At 44.7% G+C, this 22,269-nt stretch carries 18 protein-coding genes and 2 tRNA genes; 9 read left to right on the forward strand and 11 right to left on the reverse strand.

Features of this window, described 5'->3' with window-relative positions:
• Positions 1 to 33: 33 nt before the first annotated feature.
• A tRNA-Arg gene (locus LX99_RS14000) sits at positions 34 to 107 on the forward strand.
• A gap of 188 nt (positions 108 to 295) precedes the next feature.
• On the opposite strand, the gene LX99_RS14005 is transcribed toward LX99_RS14000, so the two are convergent.
• Positions 296 to 1,534 (reverse strand): glycosyl hydrolase family 8, encoded by a 1,239-nt coding sequence (locus tag LX99_RS14005; RefSeq protein ID WP_170122695.1) that lies wholly within the window; start codon positions 1,532 to 1,534, stop codon positions 296 to 298.
• Positions 1,500 to 2,450, reverse strand: a complete 951-nt coding sequence (locus tag LX99_RS14010; protein ID WP_170122696.1) for a LysR family transcriptional regulator — start codon at positions 2,448 to 2,450, stop codon at positions 1,500 to 1,502. The genes LX99_RS14005 and LX99_RS14010 overlap by 35 nt, the downstream gene beginning before the upstream one ends.
• Positions 2,451 to 2,540: 90 nt before the next feature.
• Here LX99_RS14010 and LX99_RS14015 point away from each other — a divergent pair, with 90 nt between their 5' ends.
• The 4 genes from LX99_RS14015 (at position 2,541) to LX99_RS14030 (ending at position 8,646) form a co-directional block, all read left to right on the forward strand.
• A complete protein-coding gene (locus tag LX99_RS14015) occupies positions 2,541 to 3,944 on the forward strand; it encodes a TolC family protein (RefSeq protein ID WP_109608432.1) in 1,404 nt (467 codons plus the stop codon).
• 18 nt (positions 3,945 to 3,962) lie between these two features.
• The gene (locus tag LX99_RS14020; RefSeq protein WP_109608433.1) at positions 3,963 to 7,214 is read left to right on the forward strand and encodes an efflux RND transporter permease subunit; all 3,252 of its coding nucleotides are present in this window, start codon (positions 3,963 to 3,965) and stop codon (positions 7,212 to 7,214) included.
• Positions 7,201 to 8,334, forward strand: coding sequence for an efflux RND transporter periplasmic adaptor subunit (locus LX99_RS14025; RefSeq protein ID WP_109608434.1), 1,134 nt, complete (start codon positions 7,201 to 7,203; stop codon positions 8,332 to 8,334). Before LX99_RS14020 ends, LX99_RS14025 begins: the two co-directional genes overlap by 14 nt.
• Positions 8,335 to 8,574: 240 nt before the next feature.
• Positions 8,575 to 8,646 (forward strand) — tRNA-Arg (locus LX99_RS14030).
• An 86-nt stretch (positions 8,647 to 8,732) separates the two neighbouring features.
• Here LX99_RS14030 and LX99_RS14035 read toward each other — a convergent pair.
• The 3 genes from LX99_RS14035 to LX99_RS14050 form a co-directional block, all read right to left on the reverse strand.
• The gene (locus LX99_RS14035; protein ID WP_109608435.1) at positions 8,733 to 9,632 is read right to left on the reverse strand and encodes a hypothetical protein; all 900 of its coding nucleotides are present in this window, start codon (positions 9,630 to 9,632) and stop codon (positions 8,733 to 8,735) included.
• 86 nt (positions 9,633 to 9,718) lie between these two features.
• On the reverse strand, positions 9,719 to 10,597 hold the full coding sequence (locus LX99_RS14040) for a M12 family metallopeptidase (RefSeq protein ID WP_109608436.1): 879 nt from the start codon (positions 10,595 to 10,597) through the stop codon (positions 9,719 to 9,721).
• A gap of 1,293 nt (positions 10,598 to 11,890) precedes the next feature.
• Positions 11,891 to 13,198, reverse strand: a complete 1,308-nt coding sequence (locus tag LX99_RS14050) for a flavin monoamine oxidase family protein (protein ID WP_109608438.1) — start codon at positions 13,196 to 13,198, stop codon at positions 11,891 to 11,893.
• Between the two features lie 213 nt (positions 13,199 to 13,411).
• Here LX99_RS14050 and parS point away from each other — a divergent pair, with 213 nt between their 5' ends.
• Together parS and LX99_RS14060 are read left to right on the forward strand one after the other, a co-directional pair.
• Positions 13,412 to 13,831, forward strand: a complete 420-nt coding sequence (gene parS / locus LX99_RS14055) for a type II RES/Xre toxin-antitoxin system antitoxin (protein ID WP_245927916.1) — start codon at positions 13,412 to 13,414, stop codon at positions 13,829 to 13,831.
• Positions 13,831 to 14,283, forward strand: coding sequence for an RES family NAD+ phosphorylase (locus tag LX99_RS14060; protein WP_109608440.1), 453 nt, complete (start codon positions 13,831 to 13,833; stop codon positions 14,281 to 14,283). The genes parS and LX99_RS14060 overlap by 1 nt, the downstream gene beginning before the upstream one ends.
• Positions 14,284 to 14,358: 75 nt before the next feature.
• On the opposite strand, the gene LX99_RS14065 is transcribed toward LX99_RS14060, so the two are convergent.
• Both LX99_RS14065 and LX99_RS14070 read right to left on the reverse strand, forming a co-directional pair.
• Positions 14,359 to 15,096, reverse strand: a complete 738-nt coding sequence (locus LX99_RS14065; protein ID WP_109608441.1) for a PH domain-containing protein — start codon at positions 15,094 to 15,096, stop codon at positions 14,359 to 14,361.
• Positions 15,097 to 15,289: 193 nt separating this feature from the next.
• The gene (locus LX99_RS14070; RefSeq protein ID WP_109608442.1) at positions 15,290 to 16,276 is read right to left on the reverse strand and encodes a LuxE/PaaK family acyltransferase; all 987 of its coding nucleotides are present in this window, start codon (positions 16,274 to 16,276) and stop codon (positions 15,290 to 15,292) included.
• Between the two features lie 213 nt (positions 16,277 to 16,489).
• On the opposite strand from LX99_RS14070, the gene LX99_RS14075 reads away from it, so the two are divergent.
• Positions 16,490 to 17,170 carry a lipid-binding SYLF domain-containing protein gene (locus LX99_RS14075; RefSeq protein WP_109608443.1) on the forward strand — a complete coding sequence of 227 codons (681 nt, stop codon included), beginning with the start codon at positions 16,490 to 16,492 and terminating at the stop codon, positions 17,168 to 17,170.
• A 54-nt stretch (positions 17,171 to 17,224) separates the two neighbouring features.
• On the opposite strand, the gene LX99_RS14080 is transcribed toward LX99_RS14075, so the two are convergent.
• Genes LX99_RS14080 through LX99_RS14090 form a run of 3 tightly spaced genes read right to left on the reverse strand, consistent with a single transcriptional unit; the run spans position 17,225 to position 20,615 of the window.
• A complete protein-coding gene (locus LX99_RS14080) occupies positions 17,225 to 17,563 on the reverse strand; it encodes a hypothetical protein (RefSeq protein ID WP_022832929.1) in 339 nt (112 codons plus the stop codon).
• 8 nt (positions 17,564 to 17,571) lie between these two features.
• Positions 17,572 to 20,007 (reverse strand): penicillin acylase family protein, encoded by a 2,436-nt coding sequence (locus tag LX99_RS14085; RefSeq protein ID WP_109608444.1) that lies wholly within the window; start codon positions 20,005 to 20,007, stop codon positions 17,572 to 17,574.
• A gap of 29 nt (positions 20,008 to 20,036) precedes the next feature.
• Positions 20,037 to 20,615: a thermonuclease family protein gene (locus LX99_RS14090; protein ID WP_109608445.1), complete on the reverse strand. Its 579-nt coding sequence runs from the start codon at positions 20,613 to 20,615 to the stop codon at positions 20,037 to 20,039.
• A 154-nt stretch (positions 20,616 to 20,769) separates the two neighbouring features.
• On the opposite strand from LX99_RS14090, the gene LX99_RS14095 reads away from it, so the two are divergent.
• Positions 20,770 to 21,939, forward strand: coding sequence for a DUF3095 domain-containing protein (locus LX99_RS14095; protein ID WP_109608446.1), 1,170 nt, complete (start codon positions 20,770 to 20,772; stop codon positions 21,937 to 21,939).
• Positions 21,940 to 21,951: 12 nt separating this feature from the next.
• On the opposite strand, the gene LX99_RS14100 is transcribed toward LX99_RS14095, so the two are convergent.
• A partial coding sequence (locus tag LX99_RS14100; RefSeq protein ID WP_146203123.1) for a transposase occupies positions 21,952 to 22,269 on the reverse strand: 318 nt, incomplete at its 5' end.

Genomic DNA, 22,269 nt, shown 5'->3' on the forward strand with positions numbered 1-22,269 from the left:
ATTTGCATCTTTGCACCGCGAAAAAGTCGCGATGGTCTCATAGCTCAGCTGGATAGAGCAACTGCCTTCTAAGCAGTAGGTCTTTGGTTCGAATCCAAATGAGATCACGTTAATGGACAAGTCGGATAATTTCCCGCTTGTTCATTTTTTTTGTTGTAATTATTTGTTAATCAATGCGATATTGCAAGTGATTTCATTCGTCGGGTGGTTCGAAGTAGACTCCCCTATGACAACGTGTTTCTTAAAAACATAACACATCATGAGTAAACACGAAGCAATGAAATAAGGGAGAATTCTATTCCACTTTCCAGTAATTCCCACTTACAATAATCATATTCAGCATTTTGATGCTATTATCATAGTAATCGTAATCCTCCAGTTTAAAAGCTACGAGGTAGTCCCAAAGCTTGTTTAACCATTGCTGGTTACCTTTATCAACCATCGCGGCCACCGTAAAAGGAGCGATAAAACTCAAAGCCTCAAAATACCGGCCTTTAATATCATTCCCTTCCAGCGTATACCCTGCCGAAATATTATCCGGGTTGCCATTGGTTGTCTCTTTTATCCAGTGGTTTATCTTATCAACAAATAACTTAGCCCGCTTATCACCGTACAATAAATAATCGGTGCCTACACGCCAAGGTACACGGCAGGCATTATAGTTATAAAAACCATCATATTTGGATTCGAGATAATGGGGTTTGGCGGGACGGGCTTTTTTATCAATCCTTTGTATAAAATCAGGAACCAGGCCTGCATCAGGGCTGTAAGTTTTTTGCAGTTTAGCAAGCAGGCTGTAATTACGATCAATAACCTTTTGCCATTTGCCGTTTTTTACAGCGTCATCAAAAGCCTTAAAATTGGCCGGCATAAAATCTGATGTGCGCATATCATAGTAATCCCTGCTATCGCCATCGCTGCCATCGCTTAATAATACGGAGTAACTAAGCGGGTTAATTTCATAACGCATAATGGCGGTTAACATTTTCCGGGCTTCCTGCAGGTAATTTATACCTCCTTTACTTCCCCATTGCTTATCTGCTAACAATAACGAATAAGCTATATCCATATCGCCATCAGTAGCCGCGCTTCCGTCAAGGCTTTTGCAGCCTTTTCCCTGCGCCCAGGCCATCAGGTAAGCCGATCTGCCTGCAGGATGGGCTTTGTAGTAATTGTACAAACCATCGTAAACGGCTTTGGCCTGCTTATCATAACCGGCCATCAGCGCGGTGATGATCATGCCATAACCCTGCCCTTCAGATACGCATTCTTTTCCCGGTTTCTCAAACCAAACATAATACTGCTGCCTATCGCAGCCAGGCTTAATATAGCGCGCCTTCCATTGGTTGTAAAACATTTCTACCTGCTCATCCAGCTGTTTTTGAGTCAGATGGCTGGGTTTGATGGTACCGGCAGCGTAAACAACATGTTTTGGAAACGGTCTCAATACTGTTTGCGCACACAGGCCATTCACTATCAATAGCAATATCAAAAAGCAGCTAAACTGCACGCAGTTCCTGGTAATTTTCGGCATTGTCAAATTCATTGCACAGCATTTCGGTTTTGCAGAAATGATTTTTGAGGCAGCTCAAAAAGTTTTGAATTACCGGGGTATCGCGGCAGGTGGCGGCGTACCAGGTACGTTTTGCAATACTATGGTGCAATGGTTTTGTAACAATGTGTTTACCGGGCAGGTACGGCTTCACAATCCAGTCGGCCATAACGCTTATTCCGAGGCCTGCATTTACCATCTCTATAGTGGCATCTGTATAGTGGATCCGGCTCAAAGTTTTGGGCTTTACCTGCTGCTCTTGTATCAGCGTTTCAATGATGGGTGTCTCCTGGTATGAGGGGTCGTAAAGGGCCAGAATAAGCTCCTGGTCCTGGAAGTCGCAAATGTCAATTACGGGCTTTTTTACCAGTGGATGATCGGCCGGTAAAATGCAGATCAGGCGGTCTTCAAAAATGCGTTCATACACTATCTGGGTGTTCACCATCTGGGTACGCACAATGCCCAGGTCAAGGTCGCCGCGCATCAGGTATTCAAGTGGCCTTCGGCTCGCGTCAGAAACTATATTTATGTTAATATCAGGCCATTGGCTCTTAAAATCCTTAATTACACCCGGCAACCAATGGTAAGCCGTATAGCACTGCATACTGATATTGAGCTTGCCCGTTTTACCATTTTTATAGTTGTTAATATCCTCTTCGAGGATACGTATTTCGGCCAGTATTTTTTCTGAACTTCGTAAAAAACGGAAGCCGACTTCGGTTAGCTGGAGCTTCTTTCCCTGGCGGTGAAAAACCTCTATACCCAGTTCCTTTTCCAGCTCTTTTAACTGGTGGCTAAGGGCAGATTGGGTGAGGTGTAAAGAGGCGGCAGCTTTGGTGAGCGAACCCTCTTTGGATATGGTATCTACCAACCTGAAATGATGTAATGCGATATTCATTATTAGTTTTACTAATGATTTGTACAAAAATAATTCATTTTTCTCATGAATCATATACCTATACATTTGCGGTGTATAAAATACACCCTCATGTTAAACACTAATTCAAAAAAATTACTCCTGTTTTTTTTGAGTGTTTTATATGTCTTACACGTACAAGCTCAGCAACAAATCCTGTCCATTAAGGATGCTGAACAAATGGCCCTTGCTAACTATGCTTCCATCAAGTCGAAGGCAAACCAGCTTAACGCCTCTAAGGCATACCTCAAAGAAACAAAAACGGAGTACCTGCCGGATGTCAATTTCTCCGCGCAGCAGGACTACGGTACGGTGAACGGCCAAAACGGGCCATCGTACGGTTACCGCGGCCTTTCGGTATCCTCATCAGGACCGGCCCTGGCCAAACAAAACTGGAACGCAGCTTTTGGAGCCCTCTATTTAACCAACGTAAGCTGGGACTTTTTTGCCTTCGGCAGATCGAAGCAGCGTATCGGCGTACAGAAAACCATCGTATCGCGTGATGAGACCGACCTTGCGCAGGAGCAGTTTCAGCACCAGGTACGCGTGGCGGCTACTTATCTTAACTTACTGGCAGCCCAACAGCTTGCCAAAGCACAGCAGGATAACCTTAACCGCGCCAAACAACTGCAAACCGTAGTTGTGGCACGTGTAAAGAACGGGCTAAACCCGGGCGTTGACTCATCTTTAGCTAACGCCGAGGTATCAAACGCTAAAATAGCCCTGACCAACGCGCAGCAAACCGTTCAGGACCAAAGCAACCAGCTTTCTATTTACCTGGGCATCCCGCCGCAGGAGTTTCTGCTGGACAGCGCTTTCATCACCAAACAGCCCAACAACCTCGAAGCCCTGAGTTCAGTAGCTGCAAGCGATCATCCTACCCTCAAATTTTACCAAAACAGGATCAACGTAAGCGATCAGCAGGCTAAATACCTCCGCACCTTCGCCATGCCAACGTTCAGTTTATTTGGCGTTTACCAGGGCAGGGGTTCCGGCTTTAATTCGGATTATGCCGTTAACCAGGATAGCTACACAGGCAGTTACGGCGCAGGTGTTGACCCTACGCGTTTTAACTATCTTTTTGGCATAGGCGTGGTATGGAACTTTACCAGCGTTTTCCGTACCCATTACCAGGTACAATCGCAAAAGTTTACCTCGCAGCAATATAAAAACGATTACGAACTGGTTGACAAGCAATTGAAGGCCCAGCAATCATTAGCCGAAACACGGATAGCCAACGCGCTCAAAAACGCGAACGAGGTGCCTGTTGAGGTCAGCGCAGCCAACAACGCTTACATTCAGAAATATACGCTGTATAAAAACGGCCTGTCAAACATCGTTGATTTTACGCAGGCGCTTTATACCCTTAACCGGGCCGAGATCGATAAGTACATCGCCCTGAACAATGTATGGCAGGCGCTGCTTTATAAATCGGCATCAACCGGCGATTTCGGGTTATTCATCAATAATTTTTAACTGTTACACACATATACAATGGGAATGATAAAAGGGGCGCTGCAAAAACCAATTACAATATTGGTTATCGTAGCCGGGCTGTTCTTCTTCGGTATAAACGCGGTACGTACCATCAAGATCGATATATTTCCGGATCTTAACCTGCCGGTTATTTACGTATCGCACCCATACGGCGGTTTCACCCCAAACCAAATGGAAGCTTATTTCGGTAAGCAATATGTTAACCTGTTGCTTTTTGTATCGGGCGTAAAAAGCATCGAAACCAAAAACATCCAGGGCTTAACCTTAATAAAAGTTACTTTTTACGAGGGCACTAACATGGCCCAGGCCGCGGCGGAGGTCACGAGTTATACCAACCGCGCCCAGGCCAGTTTCCCGCAAGGGTCGCAGCCGCCATTTATTCTGCGCTTTGATGCCTCAACGCTGCCGGTTGGTCAGCTGGTGTTGAGCAGCGCCACCCGCAGCAATAACGAATTGCTTGATTATGCTTTGGTTTATGTACGTTCGTCGTTTACCTCTATCCCGGGGCTTGTTGCACCGGCTCCTTTTGGCGGTAACCAGCGTACTATCCTGATCAAGGCAGATCCCAACCTGTTACGCGCGCACAACCTAACGCCCGATCAGGTGGTGGTAGCCCTGCGCGAAAACAACCAGAACACCCCGGCAGGTAACGTGCGCATCGGCGATTACAATTACCTTGCGCCATCCAACACCACCATAAAAAAAGTGCAGGATTTTGGCGATATCCCCCTTTATAAAAACGGCATCCAAACGGTGTTTATGAAGGATGTAGCCACTATTGAAGATGGTGCCGATATCACCAACGGTTACGCGCTTATTAACGGTAAACGTTCGGTATACCTGCCCATCACCAAATCGGCCACGGCTTCTACATGGGATGTGGTACAAAACCTCAAAAAGGCGCTGCCCCGCTTCCAGGCTTTACTGCCCGAAGATGTGAAGCTCTCTTTCGTGTTCGATCAGTCGGTGTATGTAATTAACGCCGTAAAAAGTCTGGCTGAAGAGGGCGCTATCGGCGCGGTACTTACCGGCTTGATGGTATTGCTGTTTCTGGGCGATAAACGCGGCGCGCTTATCGTGATCCTTACTATCCCAACCTGTATCATTTCGGCCATCTTCTTCCTGTCGCTGGCGCACCAAACCATCAACATCATGACGTTGAGCGGCTTATCGCTGGCTATCGGCATCCTGGTAGACGAATCGACGGTAACCATCGAAAACATCCACCAGCACTTTGATATGGGCAAGCCTAAAGCTTTGGCTATCTGGGATGCCTGTAAGGAGATCGCGTTCCCTAAATTGCTGATCCTGTTCTGTATCCTGGCGGTGTTTGCACCGGCCTTTACCATGAACGGCATCCCGGGCGCCCTGTTCCTGCCGCTGGCATTGGCTATCGGTTTCTCCATGATCGTGTCTTACTTCCTGGCACAAACCTTTGTACCTATCATGGCCAACTGGATCATGATCAACAAGCACGAAGACCACAGCCATAAGGATGGTTTCGCTTTAGAGGATGAAGGCGAACCCTGGGAGCAGAAAGAAAAAGTGATGAAATCCGTTCTTGAGCACAAAGATCATAAAGCCACCAGGTTTGATCAATTCAGGGATAGCTTTATGCGCCTGATGGAGCGCATGCTGCCCAAACGCAAGTTACTGGTAACAATTTATTTGTTAGGCGCGTTTGGCCTTGCCTTTTTACTGTTTGCTACCATTGGGCGCGATGTATTGCCTAAGGTAAATTCAGGCACATTCCAGGTGCGCTTACGTGCTGCTGATGGTACCCGTTTAGAGCGTACCGAACTGATAGCGGTTAAAGCGCAGGATATTTTAGGTGATATTGTAGGTAAAAACCACATCGCTATCACCTCTACCTTTGTTGGTTCGCACCCGTCATCATTTTCAACCAACCCTATTTACCTGTTTATGGCCGGTCCGCAGGAGGCCGTTATGCAGGTGAGCTTAACCGAAGACTATAAGACTAACCTGGATGAACTGAAGGAAAAGTTCAGGCAACGGATGGCCAGGCAATTGCCGGATGTTAAATTATCGTTTGAGCCGATAGAACTTACCGATAAAATTTTGAGCCAGGGTTCGCCAACCCCTATTGAAATTGCCATCACCGGTAAAAACAAAAAGCAAAACGTTGATTATGCCTTTAAAGTGATTGATAAACTTAAAAGTATTAATTACCTGCGGGATGTGCAGATAGGCCAATCGTTTAATTACCCAACTATCGATATCAATATCGACAGGCAACGCGCCGCGCAACTGGGCGTTGGTTTGAATGATATTTCGCGCTCGTTGGTAGCGTCAACTTCCTCATCAAGGTTTACCGAGAAAAATAACTGGATTGATGAGAAATCAAACCTGAGCTACCTGGTACAGGTGCAGGTACCCGAATACCAGATGGCCAGTTTAAATGATGTACGGGAAATCCCGGTATTGGCTAACCAGGCACGCCCGGTTTTGGGCGACGTGGCCGATGTTAAAACCGGTACCACCTTTGGCGAAAACGACAACGTGGGCGCTGTGCCTACCCTATCGGTTACGGCCAATATCAATAAAAAAGATTTGGGTACAGCCACACATGATGTGCAAAAAGCCCTTGATGGCTTAGGCGATCCGCCACGCGGTTTAAAGGTTGAATTACGCGGCCTGAGCCAAACCCTTACAGATACGCTTAACAGCTTACAGGGCGGTTTACTGGTAGCGGTATTGGTGATCTTCCTGATGCTGGCAGCCAACTTCCAGTCATTCAAAATGTCGATGGTGGTACTCTCAACCGTGCCGGCTGTATTGTTTGGTTCATTATTTTTAGTGAAGATAACGGGCGCTACGCTTAACCTGCAATCGTACATGGGTATGATCATGTCGGTAGGTGTATCAATCTCTAACGCGGTATTGCTGATCACCAATGCCGAAGAGCTGCGCCGCCATAACGGCGATGCCCTGAAATCGGCCCGCGAAGCTGTAGCCCTGCGTTTACGCCCTATTTTGATGACCAGTTTAGCCATGATTGTGGGCATGATCCCCATGGCATCAGGCCTTGGCGAAGGCGGTGACCAGACCTCGCCGCTTGGTCGCGCGGTTATTGGCGGCTTAATCGCCTCAACCTTCGCCGCGTTACTGATACTGCCATTGGTTTTTGCCTGGGCACAAGGTAATGCCAGCACCCAATCTGTTTCATTAGACCCGGAAGATAAAGAAAGTAAATTTTATGTCCCTTTGCACCACCATGAACAAGCTTAAAAACAAATCGATATTGCTGCTTGCCGTTTTAGCAATGGCAATAGGCTCAATGAGTGCATGCCACTCGGATGATAAAGAAAAAAAAGAACAACAGGAAGAACAGGAACAACAGGAGGCGGTAGAAAACCCAACGGTTGAGGTTGTACCCGTAACCAAAGGCAGGCTAAGCAGCGCCATCACTATACCCGGCGAACTGCTCCCTTACCAACAGGTTGACCTGTATGCCAAAACCAACAGCTATGTAAAAAAGTTGCTGGTTGATATCGGCTCGGAAGTACACACCGGCCAGCTACTGGCGGTACTGGAAGCGCCGGAAGTGAATTCGCAGGTGGCCTCGGCGCAATCGCGCATTAAACAGTTTGAGGCTGTTTATTATGCCAGCAAAGCCACTTACGACAGGTTGCTGAGCACCAGCAAAACCCCCGGTACCGTGTCGCAAAACGACCTGGAACAGGCCGAGGCCAAAAAAAATGCCGACCTGGCCAATGTTGAAGCCGCTAAATCGGGCTTAAAGGAGGTTTCGGCAAATTTGGGCTACCTCGAAATCCGCGCGCCTTTTGATGGCGTTGTCACCAGCCGTAATGTAAACCTGGGCGCCTACGTTGGCCCGGGGGGTAAAAGTACCGATCCGCTGTTTACCGTGCAGGATCAAAACCGCATGCGTTTGGTAGTATCGGTACCCGAAATTTACACCGGAGCCTTAAGTAATAAAAGCGAAGTGAACTTTACCGTAAGGGCTTTACCAAGCGAAAAATTTACCGCGCAGGTTAAGCGTATAGCCGGCGCGTTAGACGAGAAACTCCGCGCCGAAAGGTTGGAAATGGACGTATATAACAAAAGCAAAAAACTGTTGCCACACATGTTTGCCGAAGTAAGCGTACCACTGCCTGCCGCCGACAGCGCTTATGTTGTGCCTAAAACCGCCGTAGCTACATCTACCGAAAAGGTTTTTATAATTAAGGTAGTTAACAATAAAGCCGTTTGGGTTGATGTTAAAAAAGGCCTCACCAGCGGCGATAGCGTTGAGATTTTTGGCGGCGACCTGAAACCGGAAGATAAACTGGTTAAAGTAGCTTCGGACGAGATCAGGAACGGATCGAACTTGAAAATTAAAAATTAACCGGCCGGTTAGGTTCATCATGGATTTGTGAAGGGATATGAACGCCCGGAAGCGAAGAGCTTTCGGGTGTTTCTTAATTCACTTCTTTGTAAACATAACAGAAAAGCTGCCCCAAACAACCAACCTATACCGGATTGAAAAAGATCAGGCTAAATCCGAACCTGTTTAGCAGATAGTTCAACCAATAAAAAATAAGTAAGGGTTTTAAACTGTTTAAAATAATCTATATTTGCACCGCATGTTCCCGTAGTTCAATGGATAGAATTACTGATTCCGGTTCAGTTGATATGAGTTCGAATCTCGTCGGGAACACTTAAAAGACTTTAACAATGCGTTAAAGTCTTTTTTTGTACTAAAAGGGCTATACAATCGTTGATGTGTCGATCTTCGTTACCTTTTTAATGACGATCATTTTCTCCAATCGTTAAGATAGCTCCTAAGGCTACACCGTAATTGTGCGCGGTTACTCCATTAAACCGGGTGGTGAGCAGATTCCCATTCTTTAAGTAAGATTTATCAACGCCTTTATCAGACCGATTTAAATTGTAGTAAGTTGAAATTGATATTCCCAAAAACCGATTAATGCTGTAAAGAAAACTAATATTCTCATTTAAAAACCAGCCGTTGGCACGCTGGTCAAAGCTTTTGGGGTGCTGAAAAATAGTGATGATATTCCAATCGGCTTGTCCGTAATATTTCGAAAAACCAAAGCATAATTGCCCTTTAACATTTATTGATTTCGTCAATCTTCCACCGATTTCGGATTCCAATCCAATCCCTTTCCACTCTGCTTTATAAGTACTATTTAGATCATTGAAGTTTGGGTTGGTTATATCAAGCCGTTGTAAAGTGTTTTGATATTTAGGCCCTATCGTTATAATTATTTTCCGCTTATACAATACAGGGATATTAATTCCTATTTGAAACGATTGCAGGAAACCATGCTTGCTATCGAATGACGATTGAAAGGTTGGCTCGGTTCGGTCATTTTGTGTATAATCCATGTCGGTTCCACTTCCATTCGCGGACCATGCTTTTTGAAACCCAATACTGAATTTCATCCCACGCTTTACTTGAAGTTCACTATTCAATCGGCTCCCTATATAAACCAGATTGTTAAATTTCAACTCAGATAATATATTGGGAGAATTTCCTTCATTGTTACCGGCAATTGACCATCTCAGTCCGGAAAATGTTAAATCTGTTGCGCTACTGAACGTTGTCTTACATTGAGCATGGATACATTCAATAGAAATCTGGATTATAAAAAAGAGAACAAAAGCTGCCTTAATTTGCATATGGCGTTACAAGTATCTATGATAAGGTACAGAAACACGAAAAAGTAGCGGTGTTTCCGCTACTTCAATACTGCAATTACCTATTATCAGAACGTGTTTGGTAAACGACAACAGTTCGGAGGATTTGGGTTCCCATTATTCAATTGCGCCTGGTAATTCAGGCGCTCCTGTGCTGTCATAACCGTATTATCAGCCTTGTAAACAGTTGGAGCCAATTCGGCATAGGTGTCAGATCTCGCTATATATGGGATATAGAAAGTATTCCCCCATCTCTTATCGAGGTCCGAAAGCACGGATCCCCCTGTCCAGGTGCTTCCATCCGATTTTTTGGTCATTACCGGAATACTTGAGTTAATAGCAAAATCGTACGAACCATACATCATTATTGAATTATAGTCAATAGCTCCTATGGCGTAATAATTTGTTGTGTATTTAATGAAATTGTAACGAACAGAATCTGCAACGTTCGCCAGATTTATATTGATGGAGTTATCCCTATCATATCGGCTCTGTTCATGATAAAGGCCAAGCGCGTGTCCAATCTCGTGGATAGCGGCATTTACACCTTGAAATGCTGCGAGGTGAAGTTGTTGAGCTCCTCCCTGGCGGCCAATTGCAGAACTGTTATCGCTGGCATTTACAAATAATATGTATGGGTATGCAAATCCATAGGTCGGGTCAACAGTCGGCTGCCCCGTAGCATTATAGAACCTGACATTAGTATTGGCTTCCCAATGAGCTAATGCCTGTTGTATGATATACTTCCGATCGTAAGTGAGATTAGCATCATAAACAAAACGCACCATTGCCCAAAGATTATATGGTGTTGGGTATACGCCAAAAGCTCTTGCAACAGTTTTCCCGTCAGCCCCTTTCTGCACCGGTATATTGTAAACAGGATGAACTGTGGTATCGGGTCCAATATAGTCGGGCTTTTTAGCAACCAATGTTCCGTACTGATCCAATGCCTTAACTTGGATATCTGTAAGCAGTACGTCTCCCTGTCAGTAATAGTTATTTCCCTTTTTAATTATTACGACCCCTGATTTTAAAGTAATAGGGCCATCTTTCATGTTTTTGATAGGGTCAACAGCGTCTGGACGAAAGTCACTTGTACGTTTACAGGCAGGGAAAATGCACAGGAGGGCAAGCCCTATAATAATAAGGTTAATTTTATTTTTCATTTGTGAATTCGATTGAATTTAGAAGACTGTTTTCTTAGGATAGGTTTAAGCGATCAGGTTTATTTTTCATAGGCATTCTTTTAAGGAGTTTTTAACTTTTTATATCGGATTGCTATAGCCGGTGTTATGGTATTGTTTTTAAGAATAATCGTTGAATCACTTTCCTGAGTAAAAGCTACAGCTGCGGAATCAGCTAACTGTCCATTCGAGTTTATGTTGATAAAGGATAGCTGATTGCTTTTAATCCGGATTGCTCCAGTAGTATCGATTTTAACTTCAAGATTTGAAAAGTTGTATTGGTACCTACCAACAATTACTGCTTTTGATGGATCTTGATAACTCCATTGCAGATTAAATTTTTTACCATTTGCAATTTCCGTCCAAACATCGCCTGTGTTTGATCGCTGGATTTCAACCCATGTAGTTAAGTTATCCCATGTCGGGGGGCGGTAATGATGTCGCTATCACTTTTATTCTTTAGGCATCCAGTTATCAACAAGGATATTAAAACACCAAAAAGGCAAGACACAGAATTTAAATATATATTTTTCATAGGTAGCGCAGGATTACATAAACAGGTTTAAAAGGCTTTGAATTAGGGTTAACAATTGCGAATCAACCGTCAATTGAACTTATTATGAAGTTAAGTGATTTTTCCATATATGAAAAAATAAATATCGTAATTATTCGTTACAAGAAAGACAAATTAAAATAATTAATAAAAGTTAATATTATTATTCAGTAGGAAACTCACTCAGGGATATCGCTTTTAAGATAATTGCAGCTATTCAAATAAGTCGCGATAAGAAATTTTCACCCGAATTGATTTTCAAACTGTCCATAATTATTCGGATTATAGAATAAGGTATTTATAAATACTAAAATTATTAGTGTATTTATACCAGACGAGGTATAAATATTAAAAAAGATGTTTAAAGGATTAAACATAATAGAATTTTCTGAAGGTTTGCAACGGATGATGATTGCAGGAAATTCCTTTCTGCGATAAAATGGGATAAAGGCTACGAGTGCGGCAAATGCGGTTTAAAGCCTGGCTAAGAGGGACACATCTCATTACCCCCCCAACAACCGCTCTGCTGCCCGCAACCCACTCGTCAAAGCCGCCTCAACAGTTCCCATGGCTGTGCCTTCATACAGGTACTCTCCGGCGAAAAATAGTGTATCGCCAATTGGATGACTTAATATTTTCCTCGCTTCGGCGGTGTCAATGGTATCATAACTGTATGATCCCCGCGAAAACGGATCGGCTGTCCAGTTTATGACGTTCCAGGTTAAAAGCTTTTGCTTTAAGGTCTCGATATCTATCTTAAACATGTGGGAGATGGATTCAAGTGCCTGCATCAGCATATCTTCATTGCTGGTGTGTAAACGTTCGGCAGCGGGAGGGCCACCGAGCCAGCCGGTAAGCAGGGGGCGGTGGACCGGCATTTGCGTCCACCAAACCGGGATGGCCTCGTTCGAGAACAGGAAACCCATGTCTTCCAGGTCGGCGCCTGTCATTTTTCTAACCTCATCACTGTACCAAAAGGCTTCGTCAAATTCTAATAATACTTTGATCACGGCGCCGAAGCCAAGTGATTTTAATGCTTTGATATAATAATCGATAGGAGGGTCGAAGCTGATGGTTGCTTTTAAGCCGGCTTCGGCTTGTAATAAACCTAACGGCATGGCAACCAGCAATTGTTTAGCCTGGTAGGTTATGCCGATGTCGGTACTCACTATAACATGGTGTTGCCCCCAGTCTATATCTTTTGCGATGGCATTCACAAAAATATGGCCGCCCGCCTGTTTAAACTCATCGGCCAGGTAATTAACCAACTCGCGGTAGCCGCCTTCAATGCGGTATTGGGCATCCTCGTGTTCGTTTTGCCATTCTTTACGGATAGAAAACGCGCTGGCTTTTTTAGGGTCGGCATTGTCATACCCGGAAACATACCTGCGAACAGATTCCCTAAGCCCGGCATATTTATCGTCCGAAAATTCGAGTTGTAAAAATTCTTCTATACTCATATCCTGCTGTAGTTGGAGGATACGTTCCAGGAACTCGTCCCAGTATTCAATTACATGCCCTTCGGCTATAAATCTACCATCATCGTATCGCCACATAGAGGCAGATGCCGGCGAATATTTGATACCGGCTTCATGAAGTAAAGCCTGGGTAAGGGGCAAGTCGCCGTGGATAAATTCGGCCCCGAGTTCGGCGTGTTGCAGGGAGGTTCCATTTTCTAATGTATGGATCCGCCCGCCAAGGCGGTCGCGTGCTTCCAGCAATACCATGTTTTTTCCCGCTTTTGCCAATGTGCGGGCGGTCATTAATCCTGCCGCCCCTCCGCCAATAATAATGATATCCGTGTTTTCCATAATAAATTATGCGGGGGTAATATATGGATTATTTGTTACGGCAAGATGATGCCGAAATTCAAGTATTTGTAAATGTAAAGAGTTAAAAAGTTAAGAAAGTTATTGCTGATACGACAAATGGTAATTATATTTGTATATATGTCGCAAAAAAAGAAAGCTGAAACTGAAAATATGCTCCACGAACCAATGGCAGCATATAGGGTACAAAATGCTATGCCCTCTGTATTTGAGATGTTGGGCGGCTCAAGGGCGTTTAATTTCTCATCAGGCTTTGATATTATAAACCTGGCGCGTAAGGGTTTCCCTAAAAGCGTTTTGCTTTCATTCGCAAAAAAAATATCCCTTAATATCCAGGAACTCGCGGGTATATTACATATTTCTGAGCGAACACTGCAACGCTATGAAGATGATGCTATCATTAAAACAGAATACGCCGAAAAGGCCGTTGAATTAGCCCGTTTGTACGCCCGTGGTGAAGAAGTATTCGGTTCGATGGAGAAATTCAAGATTTGGATCAAAACGCCTTCGGTTATTTTCCGTGGCGAAGCTCCTATTACTATTTTGGATACTTCTGCCGGTTTTGATATGGTATTTAAAGAGTTGGGCCGTATAGAGCACGGTATTTTTGCCTGATGATATTATACCGTATTGTTAAATGCCACTATGCTAACGACCTGAGCGGTACTGGCGCGCGGTTATACGGCGGCCGCTGGAACAGCGAGGGGAGGGCGATGCTGTACACGGCATCATCAAGAGCCCTGGCCGTACTTGAGGTGTTGGTACATTTGCAGCCGCTGATCATTCCCGATGACTTTTGCCTTACCGAAATTCAAGTTCCGGACCGCGAGGTTGCTACTTTGGATATGGATTTGCTGCCTGATAACTGGCGGGATATCGATGCGCCGCTGAAGTTGCGCGATTTTGGTGACGCTTTTATAAAAGAACTGAAACATCTGTTAATGCGCGTACCCTCATCCATAGTGCCTGATGAGTACAATTACCTTATTAATCCTCTTCACCCGGATGTGGATCAGGTTAAACTTATAAAACGATTGCCGTTCCGGTTTGACCAACGGTTAATTTAATACCTGGTACCGCCTGAAAAACAAAAAAGCGATGATTTTTAAAACCATCGCTCCCTGTATCGTATGTTATAGCAATTAAAAATCGCTTAGCAGGTCCAGTTTCTTAGCATTATAATCTTCCTGGGAGATAAGCCCGTTATCAAATAATAACTTCAGTTTCTTCAATTTTTCCGTAAGCTCATCAGGCTTTGGAGCCGCGGCTGCCGAAGCGACCGGGGCCGGTGTTTCCTGAACTACCGGAGCAGGCGCGGCAACCGGCGCAGGTGGCGTTAACGGAACCGTAGGTGCGGTATACCCGTTTGGCTGAGCCGGTGCGAATGGCTGCGGCGATGCCGGAGCTACAAATGCAGCACGGTTAGGGGTGTTTTCTAACTGGATAGCACCCGATTCGGCGCGTTTTTGCTCAAGGTCGCGCTGGCGGCGGGCTTCGCGTTCTATTTCCTTACGCTCCTGGGCGTATTGATAAAGCTTACGGCCCTGTACTTTGGGCAGGTAATCTACCGCCATTTCTGCACCGCCGGTGGTACGCACGCTGAACACTGCGCCAATAATTTCTTCCTTGGTATGTACGTCAACAATATCTTTCCAAACAAAGTCAACAAACTTGATAGATAAACCCAGGTTTGCCGGGGTAAAAAACAGTACGCGTTTATTAGTTATCGCTATGCAATCGGGAAAAAGGTTTACAAGCGGTTTTTTCTGTACGGCAATATAAATGATCTCCTCGCCGGTTGATAGCAAGTCAACCAAACGCGAATAAACCTTTTCAACTGCTTTAGGATCCTGCTCCTCGGTTAAAAATTTCTCAATCATGTTTTCAGCATTTTATGATGCGCCCAAAAATAACAATTATACCTGTTAAAGTGTCAATAATCAGGAGTTAAGAATCAAGAAATCTTATCAACTATTGTTCGTGAGCCAGGGTGACTTCTTACCTGGTACCGTTTTGTCCTGTATGCAATACTTTTCTTATTTCCTGCTTCTTCCCTCTTGCTTCTCACCGCTTTTAAGCAATCAGCAAATTACATCCGCGGATATCGCTTTGGTCAAACCGGCCTAATACCTCAAATTTTTTATCGGGATAAAGCTTACCCAGATCCTGCGTGGCGATGAACGCGCAGGAGTTGATATTGGCGAGGTCGATAACGTTGATGCCCCCCGTTTTACCCGTTTTTAATATGCTTAACGGATCGTTAGTGTCGCGTATGATGATCTGCATCCACGGCGGGCATTCAAAAATACCATCGCCATAGGAGTAAGCCTGCGACAGCAATTCGGTCATTCCATACTCGGAATGAATGTGTTTAACGCCAAAACCATTGCATAAAATTTCGTGTAATTCCTCACGGATCATTTCCTTGCGGCGGCCTTTCATTCCGCCAGTTTCCATTACAATCAATTCGGGGAAATTGAGCCTGTAGTTATCAATAAAATCGAGCAGGCCAAAGGTAACGCCAATTAAAAGTGTTGGTTTACCTTTATCCTGTTGTTTTTTTAGCTGTTGATAAAGCTCATCATGGTTATACAGAAAAAAGCCGCTATCCGTGTTAGCTGATTGCCTGATCAGGTCATCAACCATATAAATAAGCGATGAGCCCTCACGCTCCAAATAGGATGGAAGCAGCGCCAGTATCGTATAATCTTTTATATCTCCATAAAAAATACCAAACGCCTTACGGAAGCTTTCTTCATACCATGTTTTATCGGTAACACGATGGCTGCTGGTGATCACGCCGGTAGTTCCCGAACTGGTAAAGGTGAGTTCTACCCGATCGGCAGTACTCAATATAGAGTGCGATTTGAAAAACTCGATAGGTAAAAAAGGGATCTGATCAACGGTTTTAACTGTGTTTACATCAATACCTAAGCCGGTGATAAACTGCCTGTAAACAGGGTTGTTGAGGGCCTGGTAGTTAAAAACCTGCAAAGCAACCTCGTTAAATTGTTGCTCGTTATTGATAGAAAATACCTGTTGTTTATCCGGCTTGTTCATTTGCACCGGCAAAGATAAACCGTTGATCGCTTTTTTTGGTCACGTTGATTTAGCTTATTTTTTGTCTTATAACGAAAAATTAGCTAAACCCTGTGTAATCAATGATTGGTTTTGACGTTACCATTACAAAAAATAAAAAAACAAGTACGTGTTTTGGAGGTTTGTAGTGTATTGAAAACTATGAAAATTAACCATATTTAAATGTAAAACCCCATGAAAAAGCTGAAATTTTTGAGCCTCCCCCTTTTGATGAGCCTTTTTTTTGTATTAACGTCGGCTAAGCCCGTGGATGATGGCAGCAAGCAAACAGAGCGTTTGCACAACGCGTCGAACGTTTTGAAAGAGTTTTCCAAAATGAAGGAGAGTATCCCGCACGATCTGCTTGATCAGTACGAAGGTATTGTAATTATCCCTAAACTGATCAACGCCGGCTTCGGTATTGGCGGTAAACGAGGAAAAGGCGTTGCCATGGTGAAACTGGGAAATGGCAAGTGGAGCGATCCGGTATTTGTTACACTTACAGGCGGTAGCTTTGGTTTACAAATTGGTGTTCAATCTGTCGACCTGGTATTGGTTTTCCGTCATAAAGGTGTGTTAACCAAAGTGAAAAATGGCGATTTTACCATCGGTGGTGATATTTCGGCTGCAGCAGGTCCGGTTGGTCGCAGCTCTACCGCAAGCACCGATTATAAATTAGAGGCCGAGGTTTACTCGTATTCACGCAGCCGTGGTTTATTTGCCGGTATAAGCATCAATGGTTCAAATTTAGGTATCGATAAAGATTCGAACGCTGCTTATTATGGCGCTAAAGCTACTTCGCAGGATATTTTTGCGCAAGCTACAAGCGATAAGGAAGCTGTTAACACTTTAAAAGAAACCCTCGCGACATTTTAATTAAATAAATGAGCAAAACAACAACGCCCGGTCATTAAACCGGGCGTTGTTGTTTTATGGCTTTAGAAATACCTGCCGGAGCCACAAGCCTGACAACGCCGACATGCCCCCTACTATGCCACCGATTATTCCCGTAATGGCTAAAATATATCCCCAGGCGGGCAACATAAACAAATGAGCTATGCGGGTGGCCATGATGTGATCATTAGGGATGCTTTTAAAAAGGGCCAGTACTACCCAAACTATCAGCACCGCGCTAAAGCCCGACCAAAACGCGCCCCTGGCCGTACGGCCGATAATTAATGTGGTTAAAAACGAAATGAGCGCCACAATCCACCACGGCAAAAAATACCCGCTGGCAAATGAAAGTATTAATATAACGAGGAATACCATTTTGGTTTTTATTTAGCTGTTAATGTATAGGTTGATTTGATACGGGGCGAGCTTTCGTTTACTGATTGCATGAAAAGTAACTCCTTTAACTGGCCGGTTTGCCAGGTTTTAAGCATGTCGTTATAAAAAAAACTACCCGGATTGCCTGACTCGCCGCCCGGAAAGATCCCGTAGCCCTTCACTTTTGGCCCCATTTGTACCACCATACGCCACGACGGGCCGTGGCCATTGTTCAATGCATTTACGGTGGTGCCCGAGCCACCCGCCTCGAAATTACCCGACCCAAAGGCCTGCTGGCGCGAAAGGCTGGCTATTTCAAATGGCCTTACTTTACCCCATTGCCAGTTAGTGCCAATTTTGCCCTGCTTATCGGCCAGTTGTTTAACTGCTATGTTAAATGCTTTGCTGATAATATCTGCAGCGGTTTCCTTTTCGGGGGTGCGTACATCATCAAACCATTTTGAATTAGCTTCTTTCAGGATGAGTTGTTCTGTTCTATCGGCAGACGGATAATTTTCCTGCAGGTTTTTATCCGCAAATTCATCACTCCAGATCATGTTGTAGGTTGCCGACCACCAGTAGCTGAAAATGCTGGCCCCTATGGAGTTGGCGGTGACATCCTTATTCCACCTGTTTATTTGATGATAGGCGCTAAGCTGTGTGGCATCAAGCTTTGTTGGGTCGATGTATTTGAGCATGGCGGGCAAAATATCCTGTGCGCGTATGCTGTAGGTATCTGTTTGCAGGATTCGCATACTATCAACGGTAGCTTTATTCATCGCGGTAAGGCGATCATTGATACGTTTGCCACGCTCATAAGGCGCAAACGACCAGTTGATGTAATATGGATAAGTAGGATCTGTTGATGATTGATTGGCCGAACTTACAAAGCCACGCGCCGGGTTTTTTATTGTCGGATCATGTTCAAAGGGGATAAAGCCATGCCAGTCGTTTGCCGGGTCGGTACCATCTAAAATAAACTTGCCCTGGTCTTTAAATTTAAGCGGGTATTTACCGTTTGGCGTTATGGCGATATCCGTTTTACTGGCAAATACAAAGTTTGATGCCGGGGCGCTGAAATAGTGCAGCGCTTTGCGGTAGTCGTCATAATTTTTGCCGGTGTTCAGTAAGTACATGGCCATCAGCTCGTCCGATGGTTCGTGAGCTATCCATCGTAACGCGTGGCCTATGGGTACAAAACTGGCTCCATCACCCTTTTTGGCATTGCTTTCGTAAACAACAGGGCCGTGATGGGTATAAATTACGGTATCATAAATTGGCTTTTGGCCCAATACCTCAATCTTTTCAACGCGGCGGCTGGTTTTATTCCACCTATTGTTATACCAGTATTCGTTCATCTGCCCATCTTTAAATTTTTCCTGGTACCAATCCAGTACGTCGGCATCAACATTGGTGATCCCCCAACTGATATCGTTATTGAAACCTAAAATAACGCAGGGCGCGCCGGGTAACGATACCCCGTAAACATTCATGCCCGGCGCCGAAAGCTGCACCTGGTACCAGATAGATGGCAGGGTGAGGTTAAGGTGCGGATCGTTGGCTAAAATGGGGTAGCCATTAGCCGTTTTGCTGCCTGCAACCGCCCAGTTATTGCTGCCTATACCTTCAACGCGGGGCTTGGTTTTAGCGCTATCCGTCATACCGGCTAAAAAAGAGGCTGAGGGTTTGGGGATGCTTAACGGTTTAAAATAATCCCATTTGGTACCTGCCGGGATGATCGGATCTTCGTGCATCGGGTAATCCGGGAAAAGATCATTAGTAACCCCGGGGCCGAATTTTTTAAGAATATTCGTCATTGCAAATTCGTTCGAGCCTCCGGCCAATGTTTCAGACATCAGTTTCAGTAAAAAAGCGCAGTTGATCGGCTTCCAGTCTTCCGGAGCATAATTCAATAGCTTAAACTCAATAGGGTAGTTTTTTGGGGCGAGGCTATGAATATAAGCGTTGATGCCATCGGTGTACGCCAGTACCATGTTCTTCACTATCGGATCGGCCATCATGGCTGTTAACGTTTTCTCGGCGCCGTAAACCATTCCCATCCGGCGATGGTAACGATCGATATCCATTACTTTGGGGCCTATCACTTCGGCCAGCCGTCCTGATGCCTGCCGGGTTTGGATATCCATTTGCCACAGGCGGTCGGTAGCTGTCATGTAGCCTTGCGCATAATACAGATCGTGCAGGTTACCGGCAAAAATGTGCGGGATATGGTTTTCATCAAATTTGATTGTCACCTTGCCTTGCAGGCCTTTCAGCTTCAACTCGTGTGTTTGCAGGATGTTTTTACTTTCAGCGTTTTGCCAGAAGCCTTCTGCCGGGCTTAAAAATTTTCCTATCGGGGGCGCTACGCCGAACTTGGTTTGTAAGGCCCAGATAAGCGCCGAAGTAATCAGTATAGCAATAAGTGCTTTAGTGAGTTTCATATGGTAATATTGCCTATAAAGTTAGGCTTTTAAGCTGCATATTCAAGTTTTGGCTTGTGCCTGCGGTAATGTTTTTTAGGTTTTGGGGTTTGAAGCGAATCTGCCTTTGGCTGTTTCTTTTCCCTGCGAAATTGCCAGGGTGGGGTGGGGTTAGGGTCTCGCCAAAGGCCGAGGTGATTTTGACGGGCCTGCTCTTCCATAGTGGCCAGTTCGGCACTTTTGGAGTAAGCCTTGTATTGCCAGGCATAGCCGTTTTTTACCAGTTCATGATTGATGTTAGTGCCATCAACCAAAATAACCTGTGCTACGGTACGGCCATACCGGTCGTGCTCGCTGCCTATTAACTTAACCTGTTTCCCAAAGCAAATATCCGAAGTGAATTTCTTGGCTGCCTGCCCAAAAGCCTGCGATTTTTCGGGGCAGTCTATCTCTGCAAGGCGTACGGTAACTTCCTGGTTATCGCTGCTCAGTAAACCAAGGGTATCGCCGTCTTTTACCTTAACTACTTTGTAAACATCTGCTTCGGGTTGTTTGGTGTTGTTGGGGTTACAGCCCGCAAGGATAAGGAGGATGAGAGCAAGGAGGAGCGTAGCGTAATTTCTTAGCATGGTTATGTTGACTTACAGAATTGGCCGAATTTAGGGATTATTATCTCTCTGAAATTGTGTTCATCCGTAATTGGGGTAATTTGTTCAGTGAAAACGGCAGATCGGTTTTTTGCGTAAATTTAAAACAATATGATCTCCAAAACATTAACCCGTAATGCCCGCCAACACTAACCGGTTTTACACGTCGCTCAAGGTAAATAACATCCCTTTAAGTGAGCTTTTTATAAGGCCTGATCTTTTTCAGCATGTGCCCCGCGACTGGCATATCATCATTACCGACATCTGTAACAGCACACAGGCAGTTCAAAACGGCGAACATGAAAATGTAAATTTCGCTGCTACCGGCAGTATAGTAACCGTGTTAAATATCGCTTTTAAACAGGATATAACCGTGCCTTTCTTTTTCGGCGGAGATGGCGCTACGTTTATTGTTCCGCCGCTTATTGTGGATGACGTGATGAAAGCTTTGGCTTTATACCGGGAAAATACGCAGCGTAATTTCGGGTTAGAGTTGCGTACCGGCATGGTTACCGTGAGCAAAGTTTATGAGAACGGGTACCGGCTGACTATCAGCAAATATTGCACGTCCGGCAATTTTACCATTCCCATTGTATTAGGTAACGGTTTGAGCTATGCCGAAAAACTGGTAAAGGGCGATAAGGAAAACCCGCATCAGCATACCGCTGGTGAGGGAGAACTTGACCTTACCGGGATGAGTTGCCGATGGGACAAGATCCCCCCGCCCGAAAATACCGAAGAGGTAGTGTCATTATTGGTAGTAGCCCGTAACGAGGAGAAGCAGGCCATGGTGTTTAAAGATGTGATTTGTTATATTGACGAAATTTATGGTACCCCCGAAAAACGGCAGCCGATCTCCGTTCTGCAGCTAAAACAGAACTCAACCTTTGCCCGCCTGGGTAAAGAGATGAAAGCACGATTGGGCGAAATAAAAATATTGGAGTTGCTGAAAGAATGGTTAATTATGCTTTACAGCCACATTTATTTCAATACCAGCGATGGGAAAAAATACCTGAAGCGTTTGGTTGAAATGTCGGATACGCTGGTGATTGACGGTAAGATTAATACTGTTATATCTGGAACCTCCGAACAGCGGAAGAGGTTGCATCACCTATTAGTGAAAATGGAAAACGAAGGTAAATTGTATTTCGGGTTTCATGTAAGCCGCGAGTCGGTAATGTCATGCTATGTGCGCGATCTGGAAGATGGGCATATTCATTTTGTGGACGGATCGGAAGGGGGATATACCAAGGCGGCTGGTTTTATTAAAAAGAAGCTTGCAGGGCAGTTACACGATGATAATTAACGTGAGTTCGGTTTAAGCAGCTAATAAAAGCTGGTCGTCATTTTCTTGAAATATAATATTAAGGGAAGGTTTTTTAGGGAAGAAATGGTAAGCGCAAAGCACGCCCATAGTGTTCATCAGAAAGTTATTCACGGATCTGTGCCTGGTGTGCTGAAGTTTGCAGATGTTCTTTAGCTCATCGTTTACACATTCAATGATAGCCCTTTTTCTGAGCATTATTTTATCGGCCTGAGAGATGTTAAAGTCTTTCATGTTTTTACGGGGTTTAGTAATCATCTGTATACCATTTCCCCAAAGCAGGTCGGCCAAAGCTTTGGATATATAGCCTTT

This window comes from Mucilaginibacter oryzae, assembly GCF_003148845.1.
Lineage (GTDB): Bacteria > Bacteroidota > Bacteroidia > Sphingobacteriales > Sphingobacteriaceae > Mucilaginibacter > Mucilaginibacter oryzae.

Coding starts and splice junctions, on each gene's coding strand:
- LX99_RS14065 (WP_109608441.1), bottom strand. CDS start 15,096: ATGATTGAGAAATTTTTAACCGAGGAGCAGGATCCTAAAGCAGTTGAA.
- LX99_RS14035 (WP_109608435.1), bottom strand. CDS start 9,632: ATGCAAATTAAGGCAGCTTTTGTTCTCTTTTTTATAATCCAGATTTCT.
- LX99_RS14005 (WP_170122695.1), bottom strand. CDS start 1,534: ATGCCGAAAATTACCAGGAACTGCGTGCAGTTTAGCTGCTTTTTGATA.
- LX99_RS14015 (WP_109608432.1), top strand. CDS start 2,541: ATGTTAAACACTAATTCAAAAAAATTACTCCTGTTTTTTTTGAGTGTT.
- LX99_RS14085 (WP_109608444.1), bottom strand. CDS start 20,007: ATGAAACTCACTAAAGCACTTATTGCTATACTGATTACTTCGGCGCTT.
- LX99_RS14090 (WP_109608445.1), bottom strand. CDS start 20,615: ATGCTAAGAAATTACGCTACGCTCCTCCTTGCTCTCATCCTCCTTATC.
- LX99_RS14080 (WP_022832929.1), bottom strand. CDS start 17,563: ATGGTATTCCTCGTTATATTAATACTTTCATTTGCCAGCGGGTATTTT.
- LX99_RS14010 (WP_170122696.1), bottom strand. CDS start 2,450: ATGAATATCGCATTACATCATTTCAGGTTGGTAGATACCATATCCAAA.
- LX99_RS14020 (WP_109608433.1), top strand. CDS start 3,963: ATGGGAATGATAAAAGGGGCGCTGCAAAAACCAATTACAATATTGGTT.
- LX99_RS14095 (WP_109608446.1), top strand. CDS start 20,770: ATGCCCGCCAACACTAACCGGTTTTACACGTCGCTCAAGGTAAATAAC.
- LX99_RS14070 (WP_109608442.1), bottom strand. CDS start 16,276: ATGAACAAGCCGGATAAACAACAGGTATTTTCTATCAATAACGAGCAA.
- parS (WP_245927916.1), top strand. CDS start 13,412: ATGCCCTCTGTATTTGAGATGTTGGGCGGCTCAAGGGCGTTTAATTTC.
- LX99_RS14060 (WP_109608440.1), top strand. CDS start 13,831: ATGATATTATACCGTATTGTTAAATGCCACTATGCTAACGACCTGAGC.
- LX99_RS14050 (WP_109608438.1), bottom strand. CDS start 13,198: ATGGAAAACACGGATATCATTATTATTGGCGGAGGGGCGGCAGGATTA.
- LX99_RS14025 (WP_109608434.1), top strand. CDS start 7,201: ATGAACAAGCTTAAAAACAAATCGATATTGCTGCTTGCCGTTTTAGCA.
- LX99_RS14075 (WP_109608443.1), top strand. CDS start 16,490: ATGAAAAAGCTGAAATTTTTGAGCCTCCCCCTTTTGATGAGCCTTTTT.